The sequence below is a fragment of the Streptomyces sp. NPDC008163 genome (assembly GCF_042956885.1).
GTDB classification, from domain to species: Bacteria; Actinomycetota; Actinomycetes; order Streptomycetales; family Streptomycetaceae; genus Streptomyces; species Streptomyces drozdowiczii_A.
In genome coordinates, this window is record NZ_JBIBHG010000009.1 from 159,506 (window position 1) to 183,923 (window position 24,418).

Consider the following 24,418-nt stretch of genomic DNA (forward strand, 5'->3'; position numbering starts at 1 on the left):
GGGGGGGGGGGGGGGGGGGGGGGGGGGGGGGGGGGGGGGGGGGGGGGGGCCGGGGGCCCCCCGCCGGCCGGACGGTGGGCCGGTCCTAGGCGCAGCTGATGCCGATGCAGACCGTGTTGAGGACCGTCAGCAGGCCGACGCACTCACACGTGGCGGAGAAGCCCGCTTCGGCGCCGACGGGGTCGGTCTCGGGGAGGGCGTGGAGGTGGGCGAGGAGTTCGAGGTCCTGGGTCTGGTTTTCCATGGTTCTCTCCTTCTTCTTGTGGTTCGGCGGCAGGTTCTCTGCCGCTCAGCCCGGCAGCTGGGCGAGCCAGTGCCGGGAGCTCGGGTGGCGGAGACGGAGGAGGAAGGCCAGGATTCCGGCCGATCCGTCGCTCCAGCTGGTCGAGACGTCTCCGTATTCGTTGGGGAAGACGAGGTGCCGGTGGCGGCGGGCGCCTTCGGTGAGGGCGAGGCGGCCCATCGCTTCGGCCATGGCGTGGTGCACGGACTCCCCCGTGGCGGCGCTCAGGTCGAGGAGGAAGTCACCGTTGCCCGCGAGACCGTGGCACTGGGACAGCGGGGCCCTGGAGGCGCGTTCGACGACGGCCGGGGCGCCGCGGCGGGCGAGGTCGCCGAACCGGTCGTCGCCGGTGACCTGCCGGAGCCGTACGAGGAAGGTGCCGATGCCGGCCGAGCCGTGGCACCAGTACGGGGCGGTGGGTTCGTCGCCGGCCTGGGCGGGCCACTGGGCCGCCCCGCCGATCCGTACGGCGCTGCGCAGGAGGTGTTCGCCGGTCTCCACCGCGAGCCGCAGGTGGTCCTGGCGCCCGGAGGCGGCCGCGCTGAGCAGGAGGAAGCAGCCGATGCCGGCGGAGCCGTGGGCGAAGCCCAGGTACTGCTTGCCGGCCTCACCGGAGACAGCGTCGGCGGGCACCGGCCAGCTCACCGCCGACGGGCCGCGCCGCGCGGCGGTCGCCAGCCGGTCGGCCGCGTCCTCGGCCAGTGCGGCGAAGCGTGGGTCACCGGTGCGCTGCCACAGGTGGAGGGCGGCCATGCCGCTGCCGGCGGTGCCGTGGGTGATGTCGTGGTGGAGCGTGGTCTCCTGCGGGGTCAGCGCGAGGGCGAGCGCGTGGTCGACGAGCGCCTGGTCGGCGAGGGCCCGGCCGGCGTCGTAGAGCGCCCAGGCGGTGCCGGCGTCCCCGAAGTGCAGGCCGGGGCGGGTGGTCCGGAGGCGGGTGCGTTCCGCGATCCAGTGACCGGCCGTCGCGAGGACTTCGGGCAGGCGGGTGTCCCCGGTCAGTTCGAAGTACCGCGTCAGGACGGCCAGGGGCCCGGCCGCCCCCTGTTGGACGGTGCACGGGTTGGTCTCGCCGGACGCGGTGGACACGGGCCACAGGCGCCGGTCGTCCTCGGGCGTCACGGTGTCGATCAGGTGGTTCACGAGTCCGGCGATCGCCTGGTCCAGGTCCTCGTCCCGCGCCGAACGTGCCGGTCCGGTACGCGTGGGGCGGGCGGGGTCCGGTCCGCGGAGGGCTTCGCGGGCCCGGCGGGTGTCCCAGCGGGCGGCGGGCTCGTCCTTCATCAGCCCGGTGATCATCTCCACCAGGGCGCCCGAGGGTTCGGCGGGTCCGCAGGCGGCGAGCCAGGCGGCGAGCCGTTCCTCACCGGTCCTGGTGGCGGGCTCCTCGGACAGCAGGTTGGGCACCTTGCCGGTCAGGACGAAGCACACGGTGGCGCCCAGGCTGTAGTGGTCGGCCGTCACGGACACCGGCGCGTCCCTCAGGCGTTCGGGGGCGCTGAAGCCGGGGGTGCCCACCCGGGTGGGCAGGCTGGAGCCCGAGTCCTCGGCGGCGAGTTCCAGGTCGATGAGGCGCAGTGCGCCGTCGGGGCGGACCATGACGTTGCCGGGTGTGAAGTCGCGCAGGACGCAGCCGTGGGCGTGGGCCGCCGCGACGAGATCCACGAGCCCGGCGACCAGGATCAGTGCCTCGCGGCGGTACTCCTCGCCTCCGAGGTCGCGGAAGCGCTCGGCGACCCAGGTGCGCAGACTGACGCCCGGGATCTCGCTCTGGGCCAGGAACAGGTGCCTGCCGTGCTCGAAGAGGGCGAGGGCGTCCGGGGCGAGCCCCGTGCCCTTGAGCCTGTCCAGCATCCGGGCCTCGGCGCGCAGCCAGTCGCGGACGTCGCGCCCGGAGGCGTCGCCCTCCACATGGGGCCGGGTCTCCTTGATGATCACCGGCGCGCCGGTGGAGACATCGGTGCCCCGGTAGACGCCGCCCTTGTTGGTGTGCCGGATCGCCTCCCGTACGGCGAAGCGGCCGCCGAGCAGGACCGGGCCGCTCGCCGCGTCCGCCGTCGGGGGCGGGAGGGGCACCGTGGCGGGGAACGGGCAGACGGCCCACGGGGGCGGGGCGTAGCGGCCACTGCGCTCGTCCTCCACGGGGTTGCCGTCGGGGTCCTCGATGTACCAGATCAACAGGCCCTGGTCCGAGAGCCGTTGCCGTCCGGTGAAGGCGCCGTAGCGGTAGTGCACCAGGCTGTACGGGGCGTAGGGCTGGTCGGAGAGGATGCGGGGTCCGGCGAGTCCGGTCGTCGCCGCGTGCAGGTCGCGGGCGAGGCGGACCGCGTCGGCGTCCGAGCGCGGGTAGACGGTGAGGAACTTTCCTGAGCTGCCCCGGGGCGTGGCACGGGAGTTGAGGGTGCTCACCCGGTCGAGGGAGCGGGCGAACTTGAACGCCGAGGTGTCCGGCAGCAGGACGTCCAGGGCCCTGACGAGAACCGTCGGTGCGGAGGCGGCCGTTGCCGACAGGTGGAGCTTCCAGCCCTGATCGCGCCGGGTCGCCGTACGGGGCGCGACCCGGCACCATGCCTCGTCGGTCCGGGTCGTCCAGCAGTCGCCGGTGCGGGTGGCCTGAAAGGCTCGGTTCAGAAGGCTTTCGAGTGGGGCTTCGGTCGCGTTGCTCGTCATGTGGGGTGTCCCTCCCAACGGTGAGGACCGCTGGTCGGAAATTGCCCATGTCACGTGAGCGCGGAACGCGCCCGAGCCGGAATCACCTGCTCCAGCGAGCGTGGGGGGTCGCTGCTGACCGGGTCCGGCGGCGCCCGGCGCACGGGGAGGCGCACGCTCAGAGAGCCGCCCAGGACCGCCTTCCGACCCCCGGGCACCGGTCCGGGGGTGCGGCATAGGAGGATACGGCTCATGGCGGAAGATGAACGGGGAGTCGGGTCCGAGAGGACGGCCGACGACGTGGTGCTGATCCGGGTCCGGGGCAGCCTGGACGACTGGGCGGGCAGCGGTGACCTGTCGGCCGCGCTGACCGGCGCGGTGACGGACGGTGGCGTGCGTACGGTGGTCGACCTGTCCGGGGTGACGTTCGCCGACTCCGCGGCGCTCCACGCCCTGCTGGGCGGTCTGCGGGAGCACGTGAAGGCGGGAGTCCCGCTCGTGCTGGCCGGCCCGTTGCATTCCGGCGTGCGCAGGCTCTTCGAGGTCACGGGCACCGCCGGCGCGTTCCGGTTCGCGGACGACGTCGAAGCCGCGCTCCAGTGCTGAGGGCGTCGGTCCGCCGGATCGGGGGCGTATGCGCGTGGCAGTAGAACTGGGCGGGGAAGCGGAGGGTGTGCTCTCGCCCGTTCCGCGGAACGCGGCCGCGGCTCGGGGCATCGTGGCCGAGCTGCTGGTGGCACACTTCGGGGCGGCGCTCGACGAGTGGCCGGCCCATGTGGTGGACGACACGCTGCTGGTGACGTCGGAGCTGGTGACGAACGCCATCCGGCACGGCGGCCGGCTGACCGCGTTCGAGACGGAGATCACGGGCGACGGGCTGCGCATCACCGTGGGCGACGCCAGCAGTGAGAGCCCGGCGGAGCTGCCCGCGAAGGAGCCGCGGGTGCGGGCGGAGGCGCCCAGGATCGGCGGCTACGGCTGGCCGCTGGTGCGGCTGCTCGCCCGCCGGGTGTCCGTCGGTGTGGACCCGGACGGCAAGCGGATCACCGTGGTGATGGAGCTGCCCGCGCTCCCGTGACCGGGCGCGTCCGGAGGCTTTCAGTCGGTCGTCTCGGTCAGTTCCTCAGGGCTCCTCGACTCCTGCGCCCCCGGTCCGAAGAGGTGCCGTGTCCCGGTGATGCGGAGCATCCGCTCCATGGAGGGCGGCGGGTCGTCCAGGACGAGGGTGATGCCGCGCGCGGCGCTGCGGCGGTGGACCATCAGGAGGGCGGCGAGCCCCATCGAGTCGCAGAGCCGGAGCCCGGCGCAGTCCAGGCGCAGTTCGGCCGGCGTGGGGTCGGCGTCGACGCATGCCGTGGCGCGTATGCCGAAGGCGTCACTGGTGTCGTAGTCGAGGACGCCCGCGAGACGCAGCCGGGTGGTTCCTTCGCCCGTTTCGACGGTGAGGCTGAGGGGCGGGAGGCTCATGCGGGTGCTCCGGGGTGTGCTGCGGTGGCGTCGGCCAGGGCGGTTCTCGCCCGCTTCAACGGCCGGACGGCCCGGGGGAAGTCCTTGAGCGCGGCCATCAGGATGTCCAGGACGGGCCGCAGGGAGTGGGCGGGGACGTGGCGGGCGGTGAGGATGCCCGCGGTCCACGTCATGAAGGTGGTGAACAGTTCGTCGTCGTCGGTGTAGATGGCCACGGTCAGGAATTCCACGATGTGCGCGACGTCCTCGGCGGTGCGTTCGCGCTGCACGTCCGTGTACGTGGCCATGGCCGGGAACAGGTCGTCCAGCCCCTTCAGCACCTGTTTGACCAGGGCGCCCTGCGAGCGCGCGACCAGCGTGTACTCCTGGTCGACCAGGTGCGGCAGGTCGTCGATCTGCTGCCGCACGTCGGCCGGGGCGGGCGGGGCGAGTCCGGCGGCCAGCAGGTCGGCTGCGCTGCGGGCGTCGGGGGCCCACGCGTTCGCGCCGAGCATGCGCGCGAATCGGCCGTCCTGCCCGAAGGCCGCTCCGCCTGCGAGGACGGGCACTCCGACGGACTGGCAGGCGGTGATCGCCGCGTGGGCGGCGGGCAGCCGGGTGGGGATGGAGGACGAGAGGGCGACGACGTCGGCGCCGGTGTGGTGGAGGTGGGCGACGAGATGAGGGGTGGGGACCTGGGCTCCCAGGAAGTCGACCTGCCAGCCCCGCAGGGTGAGGACCTCGGCCAGCAGGCGGGCGGGCAGGGAGTGCCATTCCTGCTCCACGCAGGCCACGGTGACCTTCCCGTGCCGCGGTGTGGTGCGGGCGGCCGGGTGATGGGCGAGCGTGGTGATCACCCGTTCCACGATGGCGCTGGCGGCGTGCTCCTGGGCCACCGTGAGGCGGTTGGCCGCCCACTCGGTGCCGACCGTCGCCTGCACGGGAGCGATGAGGTCCAGCAGGACCGTCTCGGCGGGCACCCCGCTGTCGAGGGCGCGGGTGACGAGTCCGGCGGCGGCGAACTCGTCACGGTCCAGGGCGGCCGCGGCGATGAGACGGTCACGCAGTTCGGCCAGTTCGGTCAGGTCGGGCAGGCAGGCTGTCATGCGGTGTACCTGCCCCGGGTGTGCCCGTCCACCGCACTGAGATGGGTAGTCCTGGGCGCGGTGATCGCCACGACGGCCATGTCGTCGTGGCCGCCGCCCCGCACCCACTCGGCGGCGAGCATCTGGATGCGCTCGACCACCGCCTCGCCGGGCATGTCCGCGCATTCCGAGAGCGCCCGCTTGAGTCTCGCCTCGCCGAACATCTCGTCGCCGAGCGGGCCGCCCCGGGCCTCGGTGAATCCGTCGGTGTAGAGCAGGCACGTCTCGCCGGGCCGCAGGACGGTTTCGGCGGTCCGGGACTCGATGTCGGGCAGCGCCCCCACCAGGGTGCCCTGGGTCCGGATCTCCTCGACCCGGCCGTCCGCCCGCACCACCAGCGGTACGGGATGGCCGGCGGCCGTGAGCCGCAGACGCACCAGGTGGTCGGTCCGCCGGACCGAGGCCAGGACCATGGTCGCGAAGCGGGTGTGGTGGGAGGTGAGGAGCGAGTCGTTGAGGAGGCGCAGCACCTGCTGGTGGTCGTCCGCCATGGGGATGAGCGCCTGAAGGGTGTTGCGGATCTTGCCGGTGAGCACGGCCGCGTCCAGTCCCTTGCCGCACACGTCGCCCAGGACCACCAGCGAGGAGCCGCCCTCGCCGGCGCCGGCCGGGTGGACGTCGTAGAAGTCTCCCCCGACGCGTTCCCGGGCTGCGGCGGGCCGGTAGCCGCCGGCGAATTCGACGCCGTGGACGCGGTGCAGCCGGGGCGGCAGCAGGTCCTGCATCAGGGTGCGGGTGATGGCGCTCTGCTCGGCGTACAGGTGGGCGGCCGACAGGGCGGCTCCGGCGCGCGCGGCGAACAGCCGGGCGACGGTCTGCTCGTCCTCGGTGAACTGGCTGCCGCCCCGCAGCAGAACCAGGGCGCCCGCCGGGACTCCCTGGCCGGGCAGGGGCACGACGACGACCGAGGTGATCGTGCCGGTGTATCCCTCGGGGATCACCCATGCGGGGAGCGACGCGGGGTCGATCCAGCGCGAGGGCACCGGCGGGAAGCCCTGGAGCGCCTCGTCCAGGCCCGGCACCTCTGACGGGTCGGCCGCGACGAGGCCCCGCGCGGGTTCCCGGCCGGCGATCGCGTGGGCCAGGGGCAGGTGCTCCCCCTTGGCGGGAGAGACGACGACCGCCGCTTCGGCGAGGTACTGGGAGGCGAGCCGGGCCGTCGCCGACACGCACCGGTCGGTGTTCAGCGAAGCCAGCAGGACATTGGACGCCTCCGCGAGGAACGCGGTCCGTTCGCGTTCGGTGGCCAGCGCCTTTTCGGCGATCCTGCGGTCGGTGTCGTCCAGCAGCCACCACACCACGTCACCGTTGTCGCCGTGACTGGGGTGTGCCTCGTAGCTTCGCCCGCCGATCCACCCCGACGCCGGCGGGACCGGGTCCGTGGACGTGCGGGCCGTCGGATCGCGCAGCTCCAGGTCGGCCCGTGCCAGCCAGGCGGGGGCCGCGTCGGCCATCGTGGTCCCCGGACGTGCGTCCGGGAGGAGCCGGGAGGCCGCGGGGTTCAGCCCGGTCAGCGCCCCGTTCGCACCGCTCTCGATCACCGGGCACGGGGCCGTGGACCAGGCGCCGGGTGCCGGGCGTTCGTCGGTTTTCGTAACGGGAGTTCCCTGGGGAGGAGCCATGAGGGGGGACCCGCCTGCGGCGAGCCGCACCACCTTCCAACTGGACGGACAAGCATTGCCTTGCGGCAACTATCACGCAGGGGGGCCCTCGAAGGCAATCGGCCCCGCCCCCACAAAGGTAACGCAGCGTTACACCTCTACCGTCCGCGCACTCCCCTGATACACGGTCTTCACGACGCCTTCACCTTGCTCTCTGCCGCGGTCCGTCTCGTCCTGCACGAGGAGGGTGAGCAGCGAGGCCACGGACAGACCTGCCTCGGCGGGGTGACGCAGCACCTTGTCCGGTGCGATGCGGTACGTGTTCGCGCGGCCCTCTCGCGTATGGGAGAGGTATCCGTCCTGTTCGAGGTCGGCGATGATCCGCTGGACCGCGCGCTCCGTGAGCCGGCAGCGCGCGGCGATGTCACGGATCCGGACGGTCGGGTCCTCGGCGATGGTCGCCAGTACGCGCGCGTGATTGGTGATGAACGTCCATCCGGTATGGGATTCGGGTACTCCAGGCATGCCCTCCATCTAAGCGCGGCCCCTTGCCCGACCTCAACTACATGACATACTTTTCCTGTATTCATTGACATGGCGAGAGTCACAGGAGGCTCGGGGTGTCGTACGGGGAGGCCGTCCCGGCAGCACGCGTGAGCGGCGTCGGCGTAAGCGCCGCTCCCTCGGCGGGCCCACCGCAGGCCGTGGTGACGCAGTACACACAGCACGGGGTGTGGGTCGTCGCCGCGCACGGCTCCTGCGACGCGCAGTCGATCGCGCGGCTCGAAGAGGTGCTGACCACGGCAGCCTGGACGCGGCCGAAGGTGGTTCTGGACGCGTCGGGGGTCACTTTCGCGGACTCTTCGCTTCTGAACCTGCTGATCCTCACGCATCGGGCGGGCGCCCTGCGCGTGGCGGGGCCGGGCATCCATCTCCAGCGCCTGCTGCGGATCACGGGGCTGGACGCGGTCCTGTACGTACGGGCCACGGTCGAGGAAGCTGCCATCTGCTGACCGCCGGACCGCCGCGAGGCATCTCCTTGACCTGAAGTCCGCTTGAGTTATTACCGTGCTCCCGAGTCCACCGCCTGACGACGGGAGCACCCAGCATGATCCTCGTGACCGGAGCCACCGGAAACATCGGAAGCGCCTTACTGAAGGAGTTGCTCGCCCATGCGGCGGGCCCCGTGAGAGCACTGACGCGTGACGTCTCGCGGGCGGCGTTCCCCGCCGGGGTCGAGGCCGTCGAGGGCGACTTGGCGATGCCGGAGTCGCTGGAGCCGGCGCTGAAGGGGACGCGCGCACTGTTCCTGCCGTCCCGTGTGGGGCCGGACGCCGGCATCCTCGCGGCGGCGCGGCGGGCAGGCGTGGAGCACGTGGTGCTGGTGTCCTCCATCACCACACTGACCCATCCGCACCTCGGTCCCGCCGGTGAGAACCAGGCGGTGGAGCGGTTGCTCAAGGGCAGCGGCATGGCGTGGACCATCCTGCGGCCGACCCAGTTCGCCTCGAACGCACTGCTGTGGGCCCCGTCGATCCGCGCGGGGGAAGCGGTCCGCACGCCGTTCGCGGACATCGGGCTGCCCGCGATCCATCCCGCGGACATCGCGTCGGTGGCCCGGGCCGCACTGACCGAGCCCGGCCACCGGGGACGGGTGTACGCCTTGACCGGCCCGGAACCGATGTCGGCCCGGCAGCAGGTGGCGGCCGTCGCGGCGGCGATCGGGCGTGCGGTGCCGTTCGCGGAGATCGGCCGGCAGGAGGCCCGCCCGTGGATGGCCGGAGTCGTCGGGGAGCGGGACGCGGACGCGGTGCTCGATGTCATGGGCGGCGATCCCAACGAAGAACTGCTGGCCGTACGCGACACCGTCCAGCACGTCACCGGCTCACCGGCAAGGCCGTTCCGGCAGTGGGCCACGGAGCATGCCGACGCTTTCCGCTGAGGCCGGGCCCACCCTCCTCTTGCCGTGCCTATCGTTTTTCGATAGCTTTCCATCGTTGATCGATGGAAGGTGAATCATGGGACGACTGACCGTGGGCGCTCTGCGCGCCATGCTCGTGGTGGTGTGCGCCGGCACCCTGTTCGTACAGGCGGGCATGGCGTGGGCGCTGATCAGCGGGAACGACCCGGAGGACGGGTCGATGCCGCTGACGCCGCTGCGCGTGCTCACGATCCTGGGCATGGTGTCGGTTCAGATCGTCGCCGTCTGCGTCTGGCGGCTCGTGGCGATGGCGCGGCGCGGCACGGTCTTCTCCCACGCCGCCTTCCGCTACGTGAACGGCGTGATCGGTGCGATCACCTCGGCCGCCCTCGTGTGGTTCGCGGTCACGGCCGTGAACGCCCCGGGCCAGCGGGACGACCCGGGGGTCACCGTCATCATGGCCGGGGTGGGGGTGGGCATTCTGGGGGTCGCGCTCATCGTGCTCGTCCTGCGGACCCTGCTCGCCCAGGCCGCCCGGATGCAGGCCGAATTGAACGAGGTGATCTGATGCCGATCACCGTGGACATCGACGTGATGCTGGCCAGGCGGAAGATGTCCGTGGGCGAGCTCGCGGAGCGCGTGGGGATCACACCCGCCAATCTGGCGGTGCTCAAGAACGGCCGTGCCAAGGCCGTGCGCTTCACGACGCTCGCCGCGCTGTGCGAGGTGCTTCAGTGCCAGCCGGGCGACTTGCTGCGCTGGCAGCCCGAGGAGGGCGCGAGCGAGTAGAACCCCTTCAACCGGCCCCGGGTCGCGCGGACTTCCGCCGTCCGGGGCCTTTTCGACGTCTCGTCGCGCAAACCCCTTGCGCAATGGTCAAGAAACGTTGACCATTGTGAGCATGCCAATCGACGACGTCCCCGAGACGTTTCACGTCACCACCGACGAGCAGCTGCGCGCGGTCTCCAATCTGACGCGCCACCGGATCATGGCCGTGCTCCGCTTCGAGCCCGCGACGATCACACAGATCGCGGAGCGAATCGGCCTCGCGAAGGGGAGTTCCAGCTACCACGTGCGACTCCTGGAGCGGGCCGGCCTGGTGAAGGTGGTGCGGACGCGCAAGGTGCGGGGCGTCATGGAGCGGTACTACGCGATGGCCGCCCGGTCGATCGAGCTGCCGGATCCCGGCGACGGGGGGCCGGATGTGCTGATGCGGCACGCGGTGGCGGACCTGGAGGCGTCACCCGCGGACGGCGAGCGGCACGTACGGATGACGCATCTGCGCCTCACCGACGAGCAGTTCGCGGAGCTGGGGGCGCGGTTGCAGGCCCTGGCCGACGAGTACCGGGAGCTGTCCGATCCGTCACTGCCGGACACCTCGCTCGTGTTCGCGCTGTTCCATCCCGCCCAGATCCGGCAGACCGAGGGGGACGCCAAGTGAGGACCGCTACGGCGAAGTTGCCGACCGGATTCGGACGGCTGTGGACCGCTCAGACGGTCTCCTCCCTCGGTGACGGGATCACGCACGCCGCGCTGCCGCTGATCGCGTTCACGCTGACGCGGGACCCGCTCGCCCTCGCCGTCGTCACGGCTGCGGGAACCCTCCCGTGGCTGCTCTTCGGGGTGCTCGGCGGTGCGCTGGTGGACCGCTGGGACCGCCGGCGCACGATGTGGGTGGCGGACACGGCACGGGCGGCGCTGCTCGCGACACCCGCGGTGGCGGCCGGTCTCGATCTGCTGAGCATTCCGCTGCTGGCGGCCGTCGCGTTCCTGCTCGGCCTCGGCGGGCTCTTCTTCGACACCGCCGCCACGGCCTACCTGCCGGACCTGCTCAGCCGCGACCCCGCGCAGCTGGAGCGCGCCAACTCCCGCCTGCGCGGCGCCCAGACAGCGATGTCCGGATTCGCCGGACCGCCTGCGGGCAGCGCGCTGCTGGCGCTCGGGCGGGCGGTTCCGCTGGTCGCCGACGCCGTGTCCTTCGCGCTCTCCGCACTGCTCGTACGTACGCTGCCCGCCATGCCCCGGCCCGTGCCGGAGGCCCGCGAGTCACTGCTCGGGCAGGCCCGGGCCGGCGCGTCCTACGTCTTCCGGAACCGGTTGCTGCTCGGGCTGGCGCTGCGCCCGGCAGTCGGGAACATCGCCTTCCTCGCCGTGGAGACGGTCCTGGTCATCTTCGCCCACGACCGCCTCGGCATCGGCACGTACGGCTTCGGTCTGCTGCTCACGGCGGAGGCGACCGGCGGCCTGCTCGGCGCGGCCATCGCCTCACAGCTGGGCCGGCGGCTCGGCACCGGCACCGCCCTGACCTGCACGGCAGCCGTCGAGGGCCTGGCGATCCTGGGCCTGGCCTCCGCCTCCGACGCGTACGTGGCCGGGCTGGCGCTCGCCGTCTGCGGGGCGGCCATGGGCGCCACGATGGTGCTCGGGCCCTCCCTCCGGCAGGCGATCGTCCCGGGTCACCTCATGGGCCGGGTCGCGTCGACCTCCCGGATGCTCGCGATGTGCGCGGCTCCCGTCGGGGCGTTCGTCGGCGGCTGGCTCGCGACCGCGTACGACATCCGCACCCCGCTCTACACCGCCGCCGCGCTGCTCCTGACCATGACGGCGGTCACCGCGTCCATGACGAACAACCGCCGCGTCGAAGCGGCGCTGCGTGCCGCCGCCCCGGCCGAGGAGACCACCCGGGACGGAGCGCCCGCCCCGCTGTGAGGCCCTCCCCCACCGCCGACCGCCCGAGCCCTGAACCAGGGCTCGGGCGGGCCCCGTTCACGTGCCCTGTTCGGCCAGCGTGTGGGCGACCAGGGCATTGGCGTGGCCGTGGCCCAGGCCGTGTTCGGCCTTGAGCCAGGCGACGAGCTCCATGTGCTTGGCCAGGTCGGACGCGCGGATCAGGTCCTTCCACTCTTCGACGGGACGGCCGTACTTCTTCTCGATGGAGGGGAAGTAGCTGGCGGGCCCCTTGACCGGTGCGGTCATGTGGTGCCTCCTTCTGGGGTGGGTGAAGGGTGGTGTGCTGATCAACGCGACTGTGCGCCGCCGAAGAAGGCGGCGAGGGCCGGCGCCAGGGTCTGCGCCGCGATGTTGTGCTCCTCCCCCGGGAAGACCTGCAGGGTGAAGTTGTCGCCTGTACCCGCGAGTTCGCGGGCGCCGGTCAGCATGTGCGGATCGCCCATGTCTCCGCTGCCGACGAGCACAGGAACGGTCACCGAAGCCCAGCGCTCGACCGGCAGCGGCCCGCCGGACATGGTGTCGCCCATGATCCGCCCGTCGTAGGAAAGGGTGTGGGCGACAGCTTCCATGTCCGCCCAGAACGGGGCCTGCCGCATGCCCTCGACCATCTCACCGGGCACGCCGACCGCCGCCGTCATGAAGTACGCGACGGCCTCCCCGTACGCCTCGCGGCCGGTCAGCTCCGTCAGGTGCGCCACGTAATCGGCGGGCAGCGGCGGCCGGCTGTCGTCCGTGATGAACGGCGGCTCGTACAACGCGAGACGCGAAACGGCGCTCCCCCGGGCCGTCGCCTCCAGGGCGAGCACGGCGCCCGAGGACATCCCGAAGAGCATCGCGGAGCCACCTCCCGGGCCCTCGATGAGCGCGTCGATGTCCTCGATCTCGCGGCGCACCTCGTACGCGGGGCCGTCCCCGCTGTCGCCCCGGCCCCGGCGGTCGTACGTGATCACCGTGAACTCACCGGCCAGCAGCGCGGCGAGTTCGGCGGAGGCGCCCCGGGTCATCAGGGCGCCGCCCACCAGCACCACGGCCGGGCCCGTCCCCTGCTTCTCGAACACGATGGCCGTGCCGTCGGCGGAGACGACCTTGTCCACGGTCCTGCTCATGCGAAATACCCCCATAGATGCATGGTTGACATGGTTTCCGGACCACAGCGAACCGCGACCTGGAACTGGACGGTACAGTACTCACACGAGTACTGATCAGTCCAGTACTCTTCGGTGACGCAGACGCGGACGTGGAGAGGGAGCCGATGATGGACAGCCGGTCGGCGCGGAAGCACCAGGCGATCCTGGACGCCGCGACCGAGGTGTTCCTGAACAAGGGATACGCGGGGACGAGCATGGACGACATCGCGAAGCTGGCCGCGGTCTCCAAGCAGACCGTCTACAAGCACTTCGCGGACAAGGAGAAGCTGTTCGCCGAGATCGTGCTGGCCACCACGGACCGCATCGACGCCCTGGTCAACCTCGTGGCCGACATCCCCCCCGACGCGGAAACCCTCGGCGAGAACCTGACCCGGCTCGCCCGGCAGTTCCTCACGGGCCTCACGCGACCCCAGGTGATCCAGTTGCGGCGTCTGATCATCGCCAACGCCGACACGTTTCCGGAGCTCGGCGCGGCCTGGTACGAGCAGGGCTTCGAGCGGGTCCTCGCCACGCTGGCGGACACCTTCCGCCGTCTCACCGACGAGGGGATCCTCAAGACCCCCGATCCGCTGCTGGCCGCCCAGCACTTCTCCGGGCTGTTGCTGTGGATCCCGGTAAACCAGGCGATGTTCCACGGCAGTCCCCAGCACACCGACGCCGATCTGGACCGTTACGCGGAGGGCGGCATCCGCGCCTTCCTGTCCGCCTATGCGTGAACTCTCCTCGGCTCAGGGCACCTTGGGCCCGTCGAGGAAGCTGCCGTCCGCCGCGTACGGCCAGGCGTTCGAGACGCAGCCGTGCAGGCCCTTGATCTGCTGCATCATCACCGGGGCGGACCGGCCGGGGCCGGGGCACGCACGGTGGTCGTAGCCCAGCCAATGTCCGACCTCGTGGTTGATGATCAGCGCCCGGTACTCCTCGGGCGGCCCGGCGAACTCGGGTGAACCCAGCTGCCAGCGCTTGAGGTTGACGGCCACCGTCCGGCCCACCCGGCAGTTGAGTTCGCCCTCGGTGTCCAGGCCGCCGGTGGCGCAGATGGCGTCGGCCGTGTCCGGGGTGGCGATGCGGATGACCAGTGCGGCGCTGTCGTCGGCCACCTGCCGGAAGGTGACACCGGCCCCGCGCGCCCAGCCCCGTACGTCGTCGAGGATCGCGGCGATCTGCTCGGCGGCCTCGTCCGGGTCGACACCCATGTCGTCTTCCACCTCCACCCGGTAGGGCCGGCCCGTACCGGTGCGGCGCGCGTCGGCCCTCGCGACGGTGAAGGTGCCGGGACCGGACTCCGGTACGGAGACATCGGCGGTCGCCCCGGAGGTCCCGCCATGGGTTTCCCCGTCGACGGCGACGGGCGTCACAGCCGGGTCGGCCCCGCCGGGCAGTCCGTGGGCGGTGAGCAGGCAGACCACGGCTGCGGCGAGGGCCAGCACCATCACGGTGACGGCCGCCCGGGGCCGCCGCCGGGCCGAGGCCCGGTGGGTGCGGGGCGTGTTCGAGCCGGCGGTCACTTCGCGGCCGCCTCGCGCGGCAGCCACCACCGGGTGGACGCGAGGGCGGCCAGGGCGGCGCCGGTCGCGTTGACCAGAACGTCGTCCACCGAGGAGACCCTGTCCAGCCGGAGCACGTACTGCAGGGTCTCCAGCAGGGCCGACAGGCCCGCCCCGAGTGCCAGGACGCGCGGCAGCGACGCCATTGCGGCGTACCGCATCGGGGCGAAGAAGCCCAGCGCCGCGAACACCAGCAGATTGCCGGCCAGCCCGAGCGGCCCCATCGTGACCAGGTCCACCAGCGGGACCAGGCTGACGCGGCCGGGAACCTCACCGGCGTGCGCACCCGGCATCATGATGAGCCACACCCACGGCACCGTGCCGTGCACCATGCCGACCTCGGCCAGCGACGCGCGACGCGCCCACGCCGGGTCGGCGCCCGCCGCCCTGCGCCTGCGTGCCAGGAACCACACGACCAGCGCGGACAGCGGCAGCGCGGCCACCATGGTCAGCATGACGCCGTTGAACGTCCAGAACCAGGCGTACCAGCCGCCGTGCACGACCATGGGCACGGACACCACGAACATGCGCAGCACGAACGGGGCGAAGGCCGCCGCGACGACGCCGACGGCGGTGAGCACGACCAGGCGGACGGCTCTTCGGACGCGACGGGGCGAGGTAGGCAGTGCGGTGTTCTGATCCATACCCCCACTCAATACGGGTGGCGGTTGCCGGAGCGTATGCGCATTTCGATACGCGGGCGATATACGCGGGCGAGGTGCGGTCAGGGCAGCGGCGTCGTGGCGGCGGGCAGTTCGACCGTGACGCGGAGTCCGCCGGCGGGGCGTGCGGTGACGGTGAGCGTGCCGTGGTGGGCGTGGGTGATGGACCGGACGATGGCCAGTCCGAGCCCTGCGCCGGGGTGGTCCGTGTGGACGCGTTCGGTGCCGCGCTGGAACGGTTCGGTGAGGCGGGGGACCAGGCCCGGGGGGACGGTCTCACCGGTGTTCTCGACGGTGAGCGCCACGGTGTACGGGCGGACCTCGGTGGTGACCCGTACGCTGCCGTGTTCGGGCAGGTTGTGGACGATCCCGTTGTGCACGAGGTTGGTGGCCAGCTGGAGCAGGAGGGCCGGTGAGCCGGTCGTGGCGGCGATGTCCCCGTCGGTCTCCAGAGTGACACCGTGTTTCTCGGCGAGCGGCAGCAGCGTTTCGGTCGCTTCCTCCGCCACGAGGGAGAGGTCGACGTCCTCGCGGGCGAAGGTCTGCCGGTCGGCCCGGCTGAGCAGGAGCAGCGCCTCGGTGAGGTCGATGGCCCGGGTGTTGACGGTGTGGAGGCGGTCGAGGAGCGGGTCGGCGGCGCGGTGGGGGTCGGCGCGGGCCACGTCGAGCAGTGCTTTCGTCACGGCGAGCGGGGTGCGCAGTTCGTGGGAGGCGTTGGCGGCGAACCTCTGCTGTTCGCCGACGTGGGATTCGAGTTGGGCGAGCATCGTGTCGAAGGCGTCGGCAAGTTCGCGGAACTCGTCCTGGCGGCCGGGGAGTTGGATGCGGTGGGACAGGGAGCCCGCGGCGGCCGTGCGGGTGGCGTGCGTGATGCTGTTGAGCGGGGCGAGCATGCGGCCGGCGAGGAACCATCCGCCGCCGAGGCCGAACACCAGCAGGAAGGAAAGGGTCATGGCCGCCAGCGGGGCGAAGTCGCGGGCCACGGCGAGTTGGTAGTCGGGGGCGAAGACCAGCCCGATGTGCGGGACACGCGTCAGGAACAGCCATCCCGTGGCGAGCATCAGGATGCCGGCCAGCAGGACGAACCCGGTGTAGCTGAGGGTGAGCTTGAGTCGGATGCTCATGCCGGGCTGTCTAGCCACGGCCGGCCGCCTCGCCGTCCGGTCCCGGCGCGCTGCCGATGCGGTAGCCGACGCCCGGCACGGTGGCGATGATCCACGGCTCGCCGAGCCGCTTGCGCAGGGCGGAGACGGTGATGCGTACGGCATTGGTGAACGGGTCGGCGTTCTCGTCCCACGCCCGTTGCAGGAGTTCCTCAGCACTGACGACACCGCCTTCCGCGGCGACGAGGACTTCGAGCACCGCGAACTGTTTACGGGTCAGCGCGACGTACCGGCCGTCGCGGTAGGTCTCCCGGCGGAAGGGGTCCAGTCGCAGCCCCGCCACCTCCCGCACGGGCGGGCGGCTGTGCGCGCGTCTGCGGTCGAGCGCCCGGAGCCTGAGCACCAGTTCCCGCATGGCGAAGGGTTTGGTGAGGTAGTCGTCGGCGCCGAGCCCGAAACCGCTCGCCTTGTCGTCCAGGCGGTCGGCGGCGGTGAGCATCAGAATCGGCATGCCGCTCCCGGAGGCGACGATGCGCTGGGCGATCTCGTCTCCGGACGGGCCGGGGATGTCCCGGTCGAGGACGGCGATGTCGTAGCTGTTGATGCCCAGGAGTTCGAGCGCGGTGTCGCCGTCGCCCGCGATGTCCGCCGCGATGGCCTCCAGGCGCAGACCGTCGCGGATGGCTTCCGCCATGAATGGTTCATCCTCGACGATCAGCACACGCATGCGGCCATGCTACGAGGCGCCGCATATCGTCGGCGTATCCGAAACGGGGCCGTCCGGCGGACGGGCCCCAGGGCCTTTCGTTTGGATCAGGCCGGATCGGGGAGCGGGGCGTGGTCCGTGTGGCTGCAAGGCGGGCGAAGCCGAGAGGCTTGGTTAAACGCGTGCCACGCCCCGCGAGCCCAGCATGATCCGAACGAGAGGCCCTTGGGGGTGTCATGTCGATCAGGGCCGGATCAGGCCGCGGCGTCTGATGCGGTGCATCGCAAGGCGCCGGAGCGTCTCGGCTGGGGTCTCCCCTGCTCGAACGGAGTTGAGAGCTTGGGGAAGGAGCTATGGGGGCGTTTCGGCAACGCCGCGAGGTGCCGTGCCAGGCGTCGCGGACCCGGCCATGATCGGCAAGACACCCCCTAGACGTTGTTGGTGGCGAACAGGTCGAGGTGTCCGCACTTGGGGCAGCGGAATGCCTCGATCTGACGGCGCGGCCGGCCCATGCGCTTGGCGCCGCCGAAGACCCCGCGCTCCAGCGCGCCCTCGATCCAGCGGGCGTAGCCGCGCGAGTGCTCGCCGGCGTCCTCGATGAAGCCGTCCTCCAGGCCAACGGTTCCGCAGTGGGTGCACGTGAGGCTGTTCATGCCGCGAGTCTAGGGACGCGCCACGGCGGAGCGGGCCCGCGGCCTCGAACGGTTGCCCAACCGGTACGTGCGCGTGGGGTGCCCGGGCCCGGGGGCAGACTGACGTCGACCGTCGCCCTCGTGCACCACCCGGACCCCGGAGTCGCAGCATGCCCCGTACCGGCCGCCTGTCGGACGTACTCGTCTTCACCCGCACCTCGGCCTACCGCCATGACTCGATCCCCGCCGGACGGGCTGCCCTGCGCGAGCTGGGTGAGGAGTACGGGTTCGGTGTGGAGTGCTCCGAGGACCCGTCGGTCTTCACGGACGCGTCCCTGGCGGGGCGCGATGCGGTGGTCTTCCTGTCCACCAGCGGGGACGTGCTCACACCGGACGGACGGGCCGCGCTCCGGCGTGGGCTCGCCGGGGGCTGCGGTTTCATGGGCGTCCACTCCGCCGCGTGCACCGAGTACGACTGGCCGTATTACGGAGAGCTGGTCGGGGCCCGCTTCGCCGGGCATCCCGCCTTCCAGCCCGGCACCGTGCTGATCGAGGACCCCGAGCACCCGGCGACGCGCCATCTGCCGCCGCGCTGGGACTGGCACGACGAGTGGTACGACTTCCGGACCAACCCGCGCCGCCTCCCCGGGGTGCGGGTCCTGGCGGCCATCGAGGAGGCCGGTTATGAGGGCGGGGGCATGGGGGCCGACCACCCCCTGGTCTGGTGCCGGGAGTCGGACGCGGGCCGCTCGTTCTACACGGCGCTCGGCCACGCGGAGGCCGCCTACACCGACCCGGCGTTCCGCGCGCACCTGCTGGGCGGGGTGCGGTGGGCGGCGGGTGAGAAATCCTAGTCCCACCAGAACGACCAGGCCGCCCGCCCCGCGAGATCCGCAGCGTAGTCGGGGAACGGGGTGGGCGGGTCGTCCACGATGTTGCCGGCCCGCGTCAGCACGTGCTCCAGGGCGAGGAGGCCGGTGTGGTCCGCATCGGTCGGCGGCCGCTGTACGACAACGTGCGGTTCGCTGCCGTACACGGCCACGAGCCGGGCCCCGAAGCGCTCCTCCCAGCTGCGCAGGAGCGCGCACAGCAGCGGGAGCGGCGCGTCGGCCGTCCAGCCGATCGCCGCGAGGACGTCGCTGCCGTGGCGGGCGGGGACGAGCACGAGCCGGCACTCCCCCAGTCCGGAGTGCCGCGTCGCGACGAGGTGGCCGAGCAGGCTCGCCGCGACGTGCTCCGGCTCCGGCTGCGCGGCGGAGGGCGGTGTCCCGGGCGCCAGGCCCGGCCACACCTCGAAGGGCGGGCCCGGGTCGTGGGGCCACGGCTCGATGCCCTCGGGCACCGGGACAGGTGTGGTGTCCGTCCACCAGCACAGCCGCTCCCGCCGGTAAGCGGCGAAGTCCTCGGCCAGCGTGTCCTCCAGGCGGACGGCGCCGACGCGTTCCGGTTCGAGCGGGGCCTGACGGCATCGGAACAAAAGAGATGCCGTACGGCGTGCCTCTGACATCGCGGGGTGGCCTCGGGAAAAGGGGAGGACGGGGTCCTGTTTCCGTTGGCAGGATGTGCGGGTTCCGCTCTCTACCCGATGGGATCCCGCACCATGCCTCGCGCCGTCACCCTGATCCGCTCGGCCGCCCTCTCCGATGTCGCCGAGTACGCGTACGCGGCGACCGCGCCCGCCGAGTCCCGGCTGATCTTCCTCGCCGGGGCGTGCCCGCTGAACGACGACGGTTCGACAGCGGCGGTCGGGGACTACGCGGGCCAGGCGCGCAAGGCCGTCGAGAACATGGAGGTCGCCCTCCGTGCCGCCGGCGCGTCGCTCCAGGACGTCATCAGCACCCGGGTCCTCGTGGCGTCGAGCCGCCAGGAGGACCTGGTGACGGCCTGGCAGGTGGTCCGGGACACCTTCGGCGACCACGACGTGCCCAGCACGCTGATGGGCGTGACCGTGCTCGGTTACGCGGATCAGCTGGTCGAGATCGAGGCGGTCGCCGCTGTGCTCGACGCCTGACACCCGTGGTGTGGCGGGTTACGCGGACGGGGCCCGTACGCCCATCCACTGCTCGGCGTCCCACGCCTCGAAGCGGTGGATGCCGGTGAAGCCGAGCTTCTCGGCGAGGCGCATGGAGCGGGTGTTGGCGGTCTGGGTGAAGAGCACCACGGGTTCGCCGGGGCACGACTCGGCGAACCGGTCGAGGACCGCCGCGCACGCCTCGGCGGCGTACCCCTGGCCCCATGCCTCCGGCAGCAGCAGGTAGCCCAGCTCGGCCTTCCCCGCGTCCGGGCGGACCGCGTCGGGGCGTTCCAGGTCGCGTCGTTTGAGTTCGACGGTGCCGATCATCGCCCCGTCGCGCTCGATCACGAAGTGCCCGGGCCGCCTGCCCGGCGTCTCGGGGAGGGCACGCTCGCACTCGTCGCGCGGGCGGGGGCCGCCCAGGTAGGCGTTCACCTCCGGTGAGGCGAACAGCTCGACGAAGGCACGGCGGTCCCGGCTCTCGGATTCGCGCAGGACGAGCCGTGCGGTGTGTATCGGCGCGGGCGGCCAGGGCAGAAAGCTCGGTTCAGGCATGGTCGGCAACCTACCCCAACGGCCGTCGCGGGCCCGGGGCTCTGACGTCACCCGGCGTGGGCGATGCTGTTCCCCTCCCCCGCCGCCGACTCAGGAGCCCTCACCCGTGCTGTTCGACATCACCCGTTCCGAACTCGTCGCCCTCTTCGGCGAGGACCGGATCGCCACCTTGCCCGCCGCCGCCTTTCCGCCGCACGCCGCCCGTACCGAGGGCGCCCGCCTTCTGTGCACCGTGGGCGTGCCCACCGGGACGCTCTCGCTCCGGGGCCCCGATCCGGAGTCGGGCCTCCTCCCCCTCGTACGGGAGGTGGCCGACGCCGACGAGGAGGCGGGCGGGTGGCCGGTGTTCGGCTGGCTGCTCAACGCGCACCTGGCGTTCGATCCGGGCTCCGGGACGGTGTACGCCTTCGACCCGGACGAGGGGACGGCACAGCCGCTGCACACGGACGTCTCGTCGCTCGTCCACGTCGCCCTGCGGTTCCAGCGGCTGCTGGAGGAGTTCGTATTCAGCGGTGAAGACGCCGACGAGGAGGCCGGCTTCGAGCGTCTGGACCGCCAGGTGGAGCGGATCCGGTGGACGACGAGCGAGGTGGACCCACTGCCCTTCGGGGACGAGGAGTCGGTGTGGTCGGTGGTCGCCGACGAGATCGCCGCGGGGCAGCGCTTCGCGGCCGGCAGCCCGGGAGCCGCATCGCTCTACGGCTGACCGGACCTGTGGCGGGTCTACGACGCGTCGTCAAGTCGCCACATGGAGGGCATCGTTGCCCGGATTGCCGCTGCCAGGATCAGGGCGTCCTCGCTTCTGTGATCCTTGGAGGTTCTCTCCGTGCAGGTCAGATGCATCGCGGCTGCCGCCGGTCTGGTGGCGGCGCTCATACCCGTCGGTGCCGCACACGCGGCGCCACCGCCCGCCCCGGCCACCGCCCCGCGTGCGGCCACCGCCGCCACCACGCTCACCGTGCCGCTGCCCACCGGTGACTCGGTGACCGTCGAGCGCGCCGGGAACGGTCTCCGTTCGGCGACGGTCACTCCGGCCGCCGGCCGTGAGGGGATCTCCTTCACCACCCGTTCGGTGCGCGACGGCGACCTCAGCGTCGTACCGGAGGACGCCGAGCCGCTGCTCGCCGCCGGACGCGTCGACCCCCGCCTCTTCGACATCGGCGCCCTGCTGGACGCGGGCTACGGCGTGCGGGGCACCACGGCCAAGGGCGCTTTGGGGGTGATCGTCCAGCACGGCAAGGGCAGGAGCGCCGCGAGCAGGGCGCGGGACGCCGTCGGCGGTGCGGCGCGGCCCGGGCGGGCCGTCGACCGGCTCGGCCTGACCGCGCTCGACCCGGACGCCGGCGCGGACGCGGCTGCCACCTGGAAGCGCCTCACCAAGGGCGCCGGGCGCTCGCTGGCGGGCGGGGCGACCAAGCTCTGGCTCGACGGTCGGATGCACGTAGCGCTCGACAAGAGCGTGCCGCAGATCAATGCCCCGCAGGCGTGGGCCGACGGCTACACCGGCAAGGGCGTCACGGTCGCCGTCCTCGACAGCGGTTACGACTCCGACCATCCGGACCTGGCCGGCCGGGTGACCGTCTCGGCGAACTTCCTCGGCGGGTCCGGCGCGGAGGACGACAACGGACACGGCACGCACGTGGCCTCGACCATTGCCGGGATCGACGGCACGTACCGGGGTGTCGCCCCGGACGCCTCGCTCGCCGTGGGCAAGGTGTGCGACAGCACCGGGACCTGCCCGACCTCCGCGCTGCTGGCCGGCATCGACTGGGCCGTCAACACCGTGCACGCCAAGGTAATCAACCTGAGCCTGGGCGGACCCGCCGACGAGACGGACCCGGCGATCGCGGTCATCAACGACCTGTCGGCGAGCACCGGCACGCTCTTCGTGGTCGCCGCCGGCAACGACGGCGAGTTCGGCACCGGCACCGTCGGCGCGCCCGCCATCGCGAACGCCGCGCTGGCCGTGGGCGCCGTAGACTCCGAGGACGAGCTCGCCCCGTTCTCCAGCCGGGGCCCGCGCCCGGGCGACAACGCGGTGAAGCCCGACCTCACCGCTCCCGGGGTCGCCATCGTGGCGGCGAAGATGGGTGGCGGCCACACCTCCAAGAGCGGGACGTCGATGGCGACCCCGCACGTGGCGGGCTCCGCCGCGCTGGTCGCCCAGGCGCACCCGGACTGGACCGGTGAGCAGATCAAGACCGCGCTGATGAACAGCGCGGTGCCGAACGCGAAGCGTTCCGCGTACCAGCAGGGCACCGGCCGGGTGGACGTGGCCCGCGCCGAGCGGCAGACGGTCTTGGCCTCCCCCGCGAACCTGACGACCACCACCGGCTGGGCGGACGGAGCGGGCAAGAACACCACGCACACCGTCACCTTCACCAATTCCGGCGCCGACGACACCACGCTCGACCTGGCCGTCGGAAAGCCCCTGTCGCCGACCGCCCAGCCGGGCAACGCCGAGCAGTTCTCGGTGGACCGCGACCAGGTCACCGTCCCTGCGCACGGCAGCGCCACGGCCACCGTCACCACCCGTGCCGCCCTGCTCCCGCACGGCCCGTGGTCCGCGGTGCTCACCGCGTCGAAGGGCGGGCAGCCCGTCACCCGCACGGTCCTCGCGGTCGACAGCGCCGTGCCCAGCCACCGGGTCACGCTCCACGCGGAGCAGCGGGACGGCACCCCGGCGACCGGTTCGGCGCTGATGGTGAACCGCTGGACCGGTGACCGCTACCCGGTCCGCATCACCGCCGGGACCGGTGCGGTGACGGTGCCCGAGGCGCAGTACTGGGTCGGAATGACGATCATGAGCGGTGCCGGTACGGACCACGCCAGCACCACCATGGCCGTCACCCCGGTCACTCCGCTCGCGGACACCGACGTCGACCTGGACGCGCGCACCGCCGTACCGGTGGGGGCCGACGTGCACGACGGTGCGGCGCGTGCGACGGCCGTGCAGGCGGCGCTGGCCGTGCCGGCCGGCACGGGGTCGTACACGCTGAGTGTGGTCACCAACGGTGAGCGCGCCGGGGAGTCGCTGTACGCGACGCCGTTCGCGGACGAGGACGCCACGTACCGTACGTTCGCGGTGTTCGCGGCCGAGGGCGCGTCCTCGCAGGCGCCCAGCCCGTTCTTCTACCACGTCGCGCGGACCTGGGACTCGGGCGTGCCGGCCAAACCCTCGTTCTCGGTCGAGCGCCGCGACCTGACCGAGGTGCGCGAGCACTTCAACGCACAGGGGGTTCCGGCCGCGGGCACGTCGGCGGCGACTCCGGACGACGAGGTGCTGCTGCCGTTGTTCATCGACCAGTCGGTGCGTTTCCCGTCGGTGGTACGTGACTACCGGACGCCCGGTGAGTGGCTCGACCGCGCCTCGGTCGCCGGGCGTCAGTCCATCGCGACGTCGACCGAGAAGTTCGGCGGGCATTCCGTGCGGCGGCTGGATTTCGCGGCGGCGGTCGTCGGACCCGGTCTACCCGCGGCACCCGCCTACCGGGTGAACAACTCCGTGGTCTGGGCCGGGATGCCGTGGCTCGCCGACGGCGACGGCACGCGCGGCGGCTCCGACTACGGTGCGACCGGCACCCTCACACTGGCCCGGGACGGGCAGTGGGTGGGCTCGTGGAACGCCGTCGGCAGCGGGAAGACCGTGGCGGCCCCGGCCGGGCCCGGGCGGTACACCCTGAACGCGGACATCACCCGCGACCAGGCATACGCCGCGCTGTCCACCCGGGTGCAGGCGCAGTGGGCGTTCGACTCGGACACCGACGACGGCGGCGGGACGATCCTGCCGCTGATGGCCGTCCGCTTCACCCCGTACGGCCTCGACGACTCGGGGAGGGCCCTGAGCCTCGTCCCGACACCGGTGGATGTGCGGGTGCAGCGGGCGCCGGGGGCGGCGGAGGCCGCGGTGGGCCCCGTCAAGCTGGAGGTCAGCTGGGACGACGGCGCCACCTGGCGCACGGTGAAGGTCACGGCCGCCCGGAACGGAACGCCCGCGCGAGCCCTGCTCACCGCGCCGCTCCGTGCCTCGTACGCGACTCTCCGCGCCACGGTCACGGCGAGCGACGGCAGTACCGTCAAGCAGACGGTGACCCGGGCGTTCGGCGTCAACAAGCCCTGGTGGTAGGCAAACTGAGGGCGTAACGGGCCGGCCCCCTCCCGGGGCCGGCCCGTCCGGGGGTCGTTCCGGGGCTGGCGAGGTCGCGACATGGCGCAGTTTCGCCACCTTGGGCCGGCGGGCCGCGGCAGGCCCTTTCAGGCCAGTGATGGCGCGGCAAACGGG

28 protein-coding genes are annotated in these 24,418 nt (G+C 72.3%); 13 read left to right on the plus strand and 15 right to left on the minus strand.

Features of this window, described 5'->3' with window-relative positions; translation table 11 throughout:
- Positions 1–85: 85 nt before the first annotated feature.
- Entirely contained in the window at positions 86–244 is a 159-nt protein-coding gene (locus ACFZAT_RS21155; RefSeq protein WP_018104907.1) for a VenA family class IV lanthipeptide, read from the minus strand.
- Between the two features lie 45 nt (positions 245–289).
- Positions 290–2,950, minus strand: coding sequence for a class IV lanthionine synthetase LanL (gene lanL, locus ACFZAT_RS21160; protein ID WP_391265760.1), 2,661 nt, complete (start codon positions 2,948–2,950; stop codon positions 290–292).
- A gap of 231 nt (positions 2,951–3,181) precedes the next feature.
- Here lanL and ACFZAT_RS21165 point away from each other — a divergent pair, with 231 nt between their 5' ends.
- A complete protein-coding gene (locus ACFZAT_RS21165) occupies positions 3,182–3,535 on the plus strand; it encodes an STAS domain-containing protein (protein WP_391265761.1) in 354 nt (117 codons plus the stop codon).
- A gap of 28 nt (positions 3,536–3,563) precedes the next feature.
- On the plus strand, positions 3,564–4,007 hold the full coding sequence (locus ACFZAT_RS21170) for an ATP-binding protein (RefSeq protein ID WP_391265762.1): 444 nt from the start codon (positions 3,564–3,566) through the stop codon (positions 4,005–4,007).
- A 20-nt stretch (positions 4,008–4,027) separates the two neighbouring features.
- On the opposite strand, the gene ACFZAT_RS21175 is transcribed toward ACFZAT_RS21170, so the two are convergent.
- The 4 genes from ACFZAT_RS21175 to ACFZAT_RS21190 all read right to left on the minus strand — a co-directional run bounded on the left by ACFZAT_RS21175 (position 4,028) and on the right by ACFZAT_RS21190 (position 7,646).
- Positions 4,028–4,396 carry an STAS domain-containing protein gene (locus ACFZAT_RS21175; RefSeq protein ID WP_391265763.1) on the minus strand — a complete coding sequence of 123 codons (369 nt, stop codon included), beginning with the start codon at positions 4,394–4,396 and terminating at the stop codon, positions 4,028–4,030.
- Positions 4,393–5,481: a cobalamin-dependent protein gene (locus ACFZAT_RS21180; RefSeq protein WP_391265764.1), complete on the minus strand. Its 1,089-nt coding sequence runs from the start codon at positions 5,479–5,481 to the stop codon at positions 4,393–4,395. Before ACFZAT_RS21180 ends, ACFZAT_RS21175 begins: the two co-directional genes overlap by 4 nt.
- Positions 5,478–7,142, minus strand: coding sequence for a SpoIIE family protein phosphatase (locus ACFZAT_RS21185; protein ID WP_391265765.1), 1,665 nt, complete (start codon positions 7,140–7,142; stop codon positions 5,478–5,480). Before ACFZAT_RS21185 ends, ACFZAT_RS21180 begins: the two co-directional genes overlap by 4 nt.
- A 129-nt stretch (positions 7,143–7,271) precedes the next feature.
- On the minus strand, positions 7,272–7,646 hold the full coding sequence (locus ACFZAT_RS21190) for a MarR family transcriptional regulator (RefSeq protein ID WP_391266048.1): 375 nt from the start codon (positions 7,644–7,646) through the stop codon (positions 7,272–7,274).
- A 95-nt stretch (positions 7,647–7,741) separates the two neighbouring features.
- On the opposite strand from ACFZAT_RS21190, the gene ACFZAT_RS21195 reads away from it, so the two are divergent.
- The 6 genes from ACFZAT_RS21195 to ACFZAT_RS21220 all read left to right on the plus strand — a co-directional run bounded on the left by ACFZAT_RS21195 (position 7,742) and on the right by ACFZAT_RS21220 (position 11,751).
- The gene (locus ACFZAT_RS21195; RefSeq protein ID WP_391265766.1) at positions 7,742–8,134 is read left to right on the plus strand and encodes an STAS domain-containing protein; all 393 of its coding nucleotides are present in this window, start codon (positions 7,742–7,744) and stop codon (positions 8,132–8,134) included.
- Positions 8,135–8,229: 95 nt separating this feature from the next.
- Positions 8,230–9,063, plus strand: a complete 834-nt coding sequence (locus ACFZAT_RS21200) for an NAD(P)H-binding protein (protein WP_391265767.1) — start codon at positions 8,230–8,232, stop codon at positions 9,061–9,063.
- A 76-nt stretch (positions 9,064–9,139) separates the two neighbouring features.
- Entirely contained in the window at positions 9,140–9,610 is a 471-nt protein-coding gene (locus tag ACFZAT_RS21205) for a DUF2975 domain-containing protein (protein WP_391265768.1), read from the plus strand.
- A complete protein-coding gene (locus ACFZAT_RS21210; protein ID WP_391265769.1) occupies positions 9,610–9,831 on the plus strand; it encodes a helix-turn-helix domain-containing protein in 222 nt (73 codons plus the stop codon). Before ACFZAT_RS21205 ends, ACFZAT_RS21210 begins: the two co-directional genes overlap by 1 nt.
- A gap of 112 nt (positions 9,832–9,943) precedes the next feature.
- The gene (locus tag ACFZAT_RS21215; protein WP_391265770.1) at positions 9,944–10,483 is read left to right on the plus strand and encodes a helix-turn-helix domain-containing protein; all 540 of its coding nucleotides are present in this window, start codon (positions 9,944–9,946) and stop codon (positions 10,481–10,483) included.
- Between the two features lie 17 nt (positions 10,484–10,500).
- A complete protein-coding gene (locus ACFZAT_RS21220; RefSeq protein WP_391266053.1) occupies positions 10,501–11,751 on the plus strand; it encodes an MFS transporter in 1,251 nt (416 codons plus the stop codon).
- Between the two features lie 57 nt (positions 11,752–11,808).
- Here the strand turns inward: ACFZAT_RS21220 and ACFZAT_RS21225 are convergent, their stop codons facing one another.
- Positions 11,809–12,018: a DUF4287 domain-containing protein gene (locus tag ACFZAT_RS21225; protein ID WP_391265771.1), complete on the minus strand. Its 210-nt coding sequence runs from the start codon at positions 12,016–12,018 to the stop codon at positions 11,809–11,811.
- A gap of 41 nt (positions 12,019–12,059) precedes the next feature.
- Complete coding sequence (locus tag ACFZAT_RS21230) at positions 12,060–12,878, minus strand: alpha/beta fold hydrolase (protein ID WP_391265772.1); 819 nt, start codon at positions 12,876–12,878, stop codon at positions 12,060–12,062.
- A 149-nt stretch (positions 12,879–13,027) separates the two neighbouring features.
- Between ACFZAT_RS21230 and ACFZAT_RS21235 the strand changes: the two genes are divergently transcribed.
- Entirely contained in the window at positions 13,028–13,636 is a 609-nt protein-coding gene (locus ACFZAT_RS21235; RefSeq protein WP_391265773.1) for a TetR/AcrR family transcriptional regulator C-terminal domain-containing protein, read from the plus strand.
- A gap of 12 nt (positions 13,637–13,648) precedes the next feature.
- Here ACFZAT_RS21235 and ACFZAT_RS21240 read toward each other — a convergent pair whose 3' ends face one another.
- The 5 genes from ACFZAT_RS21240 to ACFZAT_RS21260 all read right to left on the minus strand — a co-directional run bounded on the left by ACFZAT_RS21240 (position 13,649) and on the right by ACFZAT_RS21260 (position 17,588).
- Positions 13,649–14,425 (minus strand): DUF3152 domain-containing protein, encoded by a 777-nt coding sequence (locus tag ACFZAT_RS21240; protein ID WP_391265774.1) that lies wholly within the window; start codon positions 14,423–14,425, stop codon positions 13,649–13,651.
- Positions 14,422–15,108, minus strand: coding sequence for a VanZ family protein (locus tag ACFZAT_RS21245; protein ID WP_391265775.1), 687 nt, complete (start codon positions 15,106–15,108; stop codon positions 14,422–14,424). Before ACFZAT_RS21245 ends, ACFZAT_RS21240 begins: the two co-directional genes overlap by 4 nt.
- Positions 15,109–15,188: 80 nt before the next feature.
- On the minus strand, positions 15,189–16,250 hold the full coding sequence (locus tag ACFZAT_RS21250) for an ATP-binding protein (RefSeq protein WP_391265776.1): 1,062 nt from the start codon (positions 16,248–16,250) through the stop codon (positions 15,189–15,191).
- A gap of 10 nt (positions 16,251–16,260) precedes the next feature.
- Complete coding sequence (locus tag ACFZAT_RS21255) at positions 16,261–16,956, minus strand: response regulator (RefSeq protein WP_391265777.1); 696 nt, start codon at positions 16,954–16,956, stop codon at positions 16,261–16,263.
- 407 nt (positions 16,957–17,363) lie between these two features.
- On the minus strand, positions 17,364–17,588 hold the full coding sequence (locus ACFZAT_RS21260) for a hypothetical protein (RefSeq protein ID WP_391265778.1): 225 nt from the start codon (positions 17,586–17,588) through the stop codon (positions 17,364–17,366).
- A 149-nt stretch (positions 17,589–17,737) separates the two neighbouring features.
- Between ACFZAT_RS21260 and ACFZAT_RS21265 the strand changes: the two genes are divergently transcribed.
- Positions 17,738–18,421: a ThuA domain-containing protein gene (locus ACFZAT_RS21265; RefSeq protein ID WP_391265779.1), complete on the plus strand. Its 684-nt coding sequence runs from the start codon at positions 17,738–17,740 to the stop codon at positions 18,419–18,421.
- Here ACFZAT_RS21265 and ACFZAT_RS21270 read toward each other — a convergent pair.
- Positions 18,418–19,044: a DUF4253 domain-containing protein gene (locus ACFZAT_RS21270; RefSeq protein WP_391265780.1), complete on the minus strand. Its 627-nt coding sequence runs from the start codon at positions 19,042–19,044 to the stop codon at positions 18,418–18,420. The two genes, ACFZAT_RS21265 and ACFZAT_RS21270, sit on opposite strands and share 4 nt — an antisense overlap.
- A gap of 123 nt (positions 19,045–19,167) precedes the next feature.
- Here ACFZAT_RS21270 and ACFZAT_RS21275 point away from each other — a divergent pair, with 123 nt between their 5' ends.
- Entirely contained in the window at positions 19,168–19,578 is a 411-nt protein-coding gene (locus ACFZAT_RS21275; RefSeq protein ID WP_391265781.1) for a Rid family hydrolase, read from the plus strand.
- An 18-nt stretch (positions 19,579–19,596) separates the two neighbouring features.
- Here ACFZAT_RS21275 and ACFZAT_RS21280 read toward each other — a convergent pair whose 3' ends face one another.
- Entirely contained in the window at positions 19,597–20,136 is a 540-nt protein-coding gene (locus ACFZAT_RS21280; protein WP_391265782.1) for a GNAT family N-acetyltransferase, read from the minus strand.
- 106 nt (positions 20,137–20,242) lie between these two features.
- Between ACFZAT_RS21280 and ACFZAT_RS21285 the strand changes: the two genes are divergently transcribed.
- The gene (locus ACFZAT_RS21285; RefSeq protein WP_391265783.1) at positions 20,243–20,842 is read left to right on the plus strand and encodes an SUKH-4 family immunity protein; all 600 of its coding nucleotides are present in this window, start codon (positions 20,243–20,245) and stop codon (positions 20,840–20,842) included.
- 120 nt (positions 20,843–20,962) lie between these two features.
- Positions 20,963–24,262 (plus strand): S8 family serine peptidase, encoded by a 3,300-nt coding sequence (locus tag ACFZAT_RS21290; RefSeq protein ID WP_391265784.1) that lies wholly within the window; start codon positions 20,963–20,965, stop codon positions 24,260–24,262.
- The last annotated feature ends 156 nt before the right edge of the window (positions 24,263–24,418 follow it).

Coding starts and splice junctions, on each gene's coding strand:
- ACFZAT_RS21210 (WP_391265769.1), top strand. CDS start 9,610: ATGCCGATCACCGTGGACATCGACGTGATGCTGGCCAGGCGGAAGATG.
- ACFZAT_RS21185 (WP_391265765.1), bottom strand. CDS start 7,142: ATGGCTCCTCCCCAGGGAACTCCCGTTACGAAAACCGACGAACGCCCG.
- ACFZAT_RS21175 (WP_391265763.1), bottom strand. CDS start 4,396: ATGAGCCTCCCGCCCCTCAGCCTCACCGTCGAAACGGGCGAAGGAACC.
- ACFZAT_RS21245 (WP_391265775.1), bottom strand. CDS start 15,108: ATGGATCAGAACACCGCACTGCCTACCTCGCCCCGTCGCGTCCGAAGA.
- ACFZAT_RS21230 (WP_391265772.1), bottom strand. CDS start 12,878: ATGAGCAGGACCGTGGACAAGGTCGTCTCCGCCGACGGCACGGCCATC.
- ACFZAT_RS21235 (WP_391265773.1), top strand. CDS start 13,028: ATGGACAGCCGGTCGGCGCGGAAGCACCAGGCGATCCTGGACGCCGCG.
- ACFZAT_RS21225 (WP_391265771.1), bottom strand. CDS start 12,018: ATGACCGCACCGGTCAAGGGGCCCGCCAGCTACTTCCCCTCCATCGAG.
- ACFZAT_RS21250 (WP_391265776.1), bottom strand. CDS start 16,250: ATGAGCATCCGACTCAAGCTCACCCTCAGCTACACCGGGTTCGTCCTG.
- ACFZAT_RS21255 (WP_391265777.1), bottom strand. CDS start 16,956: ATGCGTGTGCTGATCGTCGAGGATGAACCATTCATGGCGGAAGCCATC.
- lanL (WP_391265760.1), bottom strand. CDS start 2,950: ATGACGAGCAACGCGACCGAAGCCCCACTCGAAAGCCTTCTGAACCGA.
- ACFZAT_RS21165 (WP_391265761.1), top strand. CDS start 3,182: ATGGCGGAAGATGAACGGGGAGTCGGGTCCGAGAGGACGGCCGACGAC.
- ACFZAT_RS21260 (WP_391265778.1), bottom strand. CDS start 17,588: ATGAACAGCCTCACGTGCACCCACTGCGGAACCGTTGGCCTGGAGGAC.
- ACFZAT_RS21275 (WP_391265781.1), top strand. CDS start 19,168: ATGCCTCGCGCCGTCACCCTGATCCGCTCGGCCGCCCTCTCCGATGTC.
- ACFZAT_RS21265 (WP_391265779.1), top strand. CDS start 17,738: ATGCCCCGTACCGGCCGCCTGTCGGACGTACTCGTCTTCACCCGCACC.
- ACFZAT_RS21190 (WP_391266048.1), bottom strand. CDS start 7,646: ATGCCTGGAGTACCCGAATCCCATACCGGATGGACGTTCATCACCAAT.
- ACFZAT_RS21280 (WP_391265782.1), bottom strand. CDS start 20,136: ATGCCTGAACCGAGCTTTCTGCCCTGGCCGCCCGCGCCGATACACACC.
- ACFZAT_RS21170 (WP_391265762.1), top strand. CDS start 3,564: ATGCGCGTGGCAGTAGAACTGGGCGGGGAAGCGGAGGGTGTGCTCTCG.
- ACFZAT_RS21155 (WP_018104907.1), bottom strand. CDS start 244: ATGGAAAACCAGACCCAGGACCTCGAACTCCTCGCCCACCTCCACGCC.
- ACFZAT_RS21180 (WP_391265764.1), bottom strand. CDS start 5,481: ATGACAGCCTGCCTGCCCGACCTGACCGAACTGGCCGAACTGCGTGAC.
- ACFZAT_RS21200 (WP_391265767.1), top strand. CDS start 8,230: ATGATCCTCGTGACCGGAGCCACCGGAAACATCGGAAGCGCCTTACTG.
- ACFZAT_RS21205 (WP_391265768.1), top strand. CDS start 9,140: ATGGGACGACTGACCGTGGGCGCTCTGCGCGCCATGCTCGTGGTGGTG.
- ACFZAT_RS21215 (WP_391265770.1), top strand. CDS start 9,944: ATGCCAATCGACGACGTCCCCGAGACGTTTCACGTCACCACCGACGAG.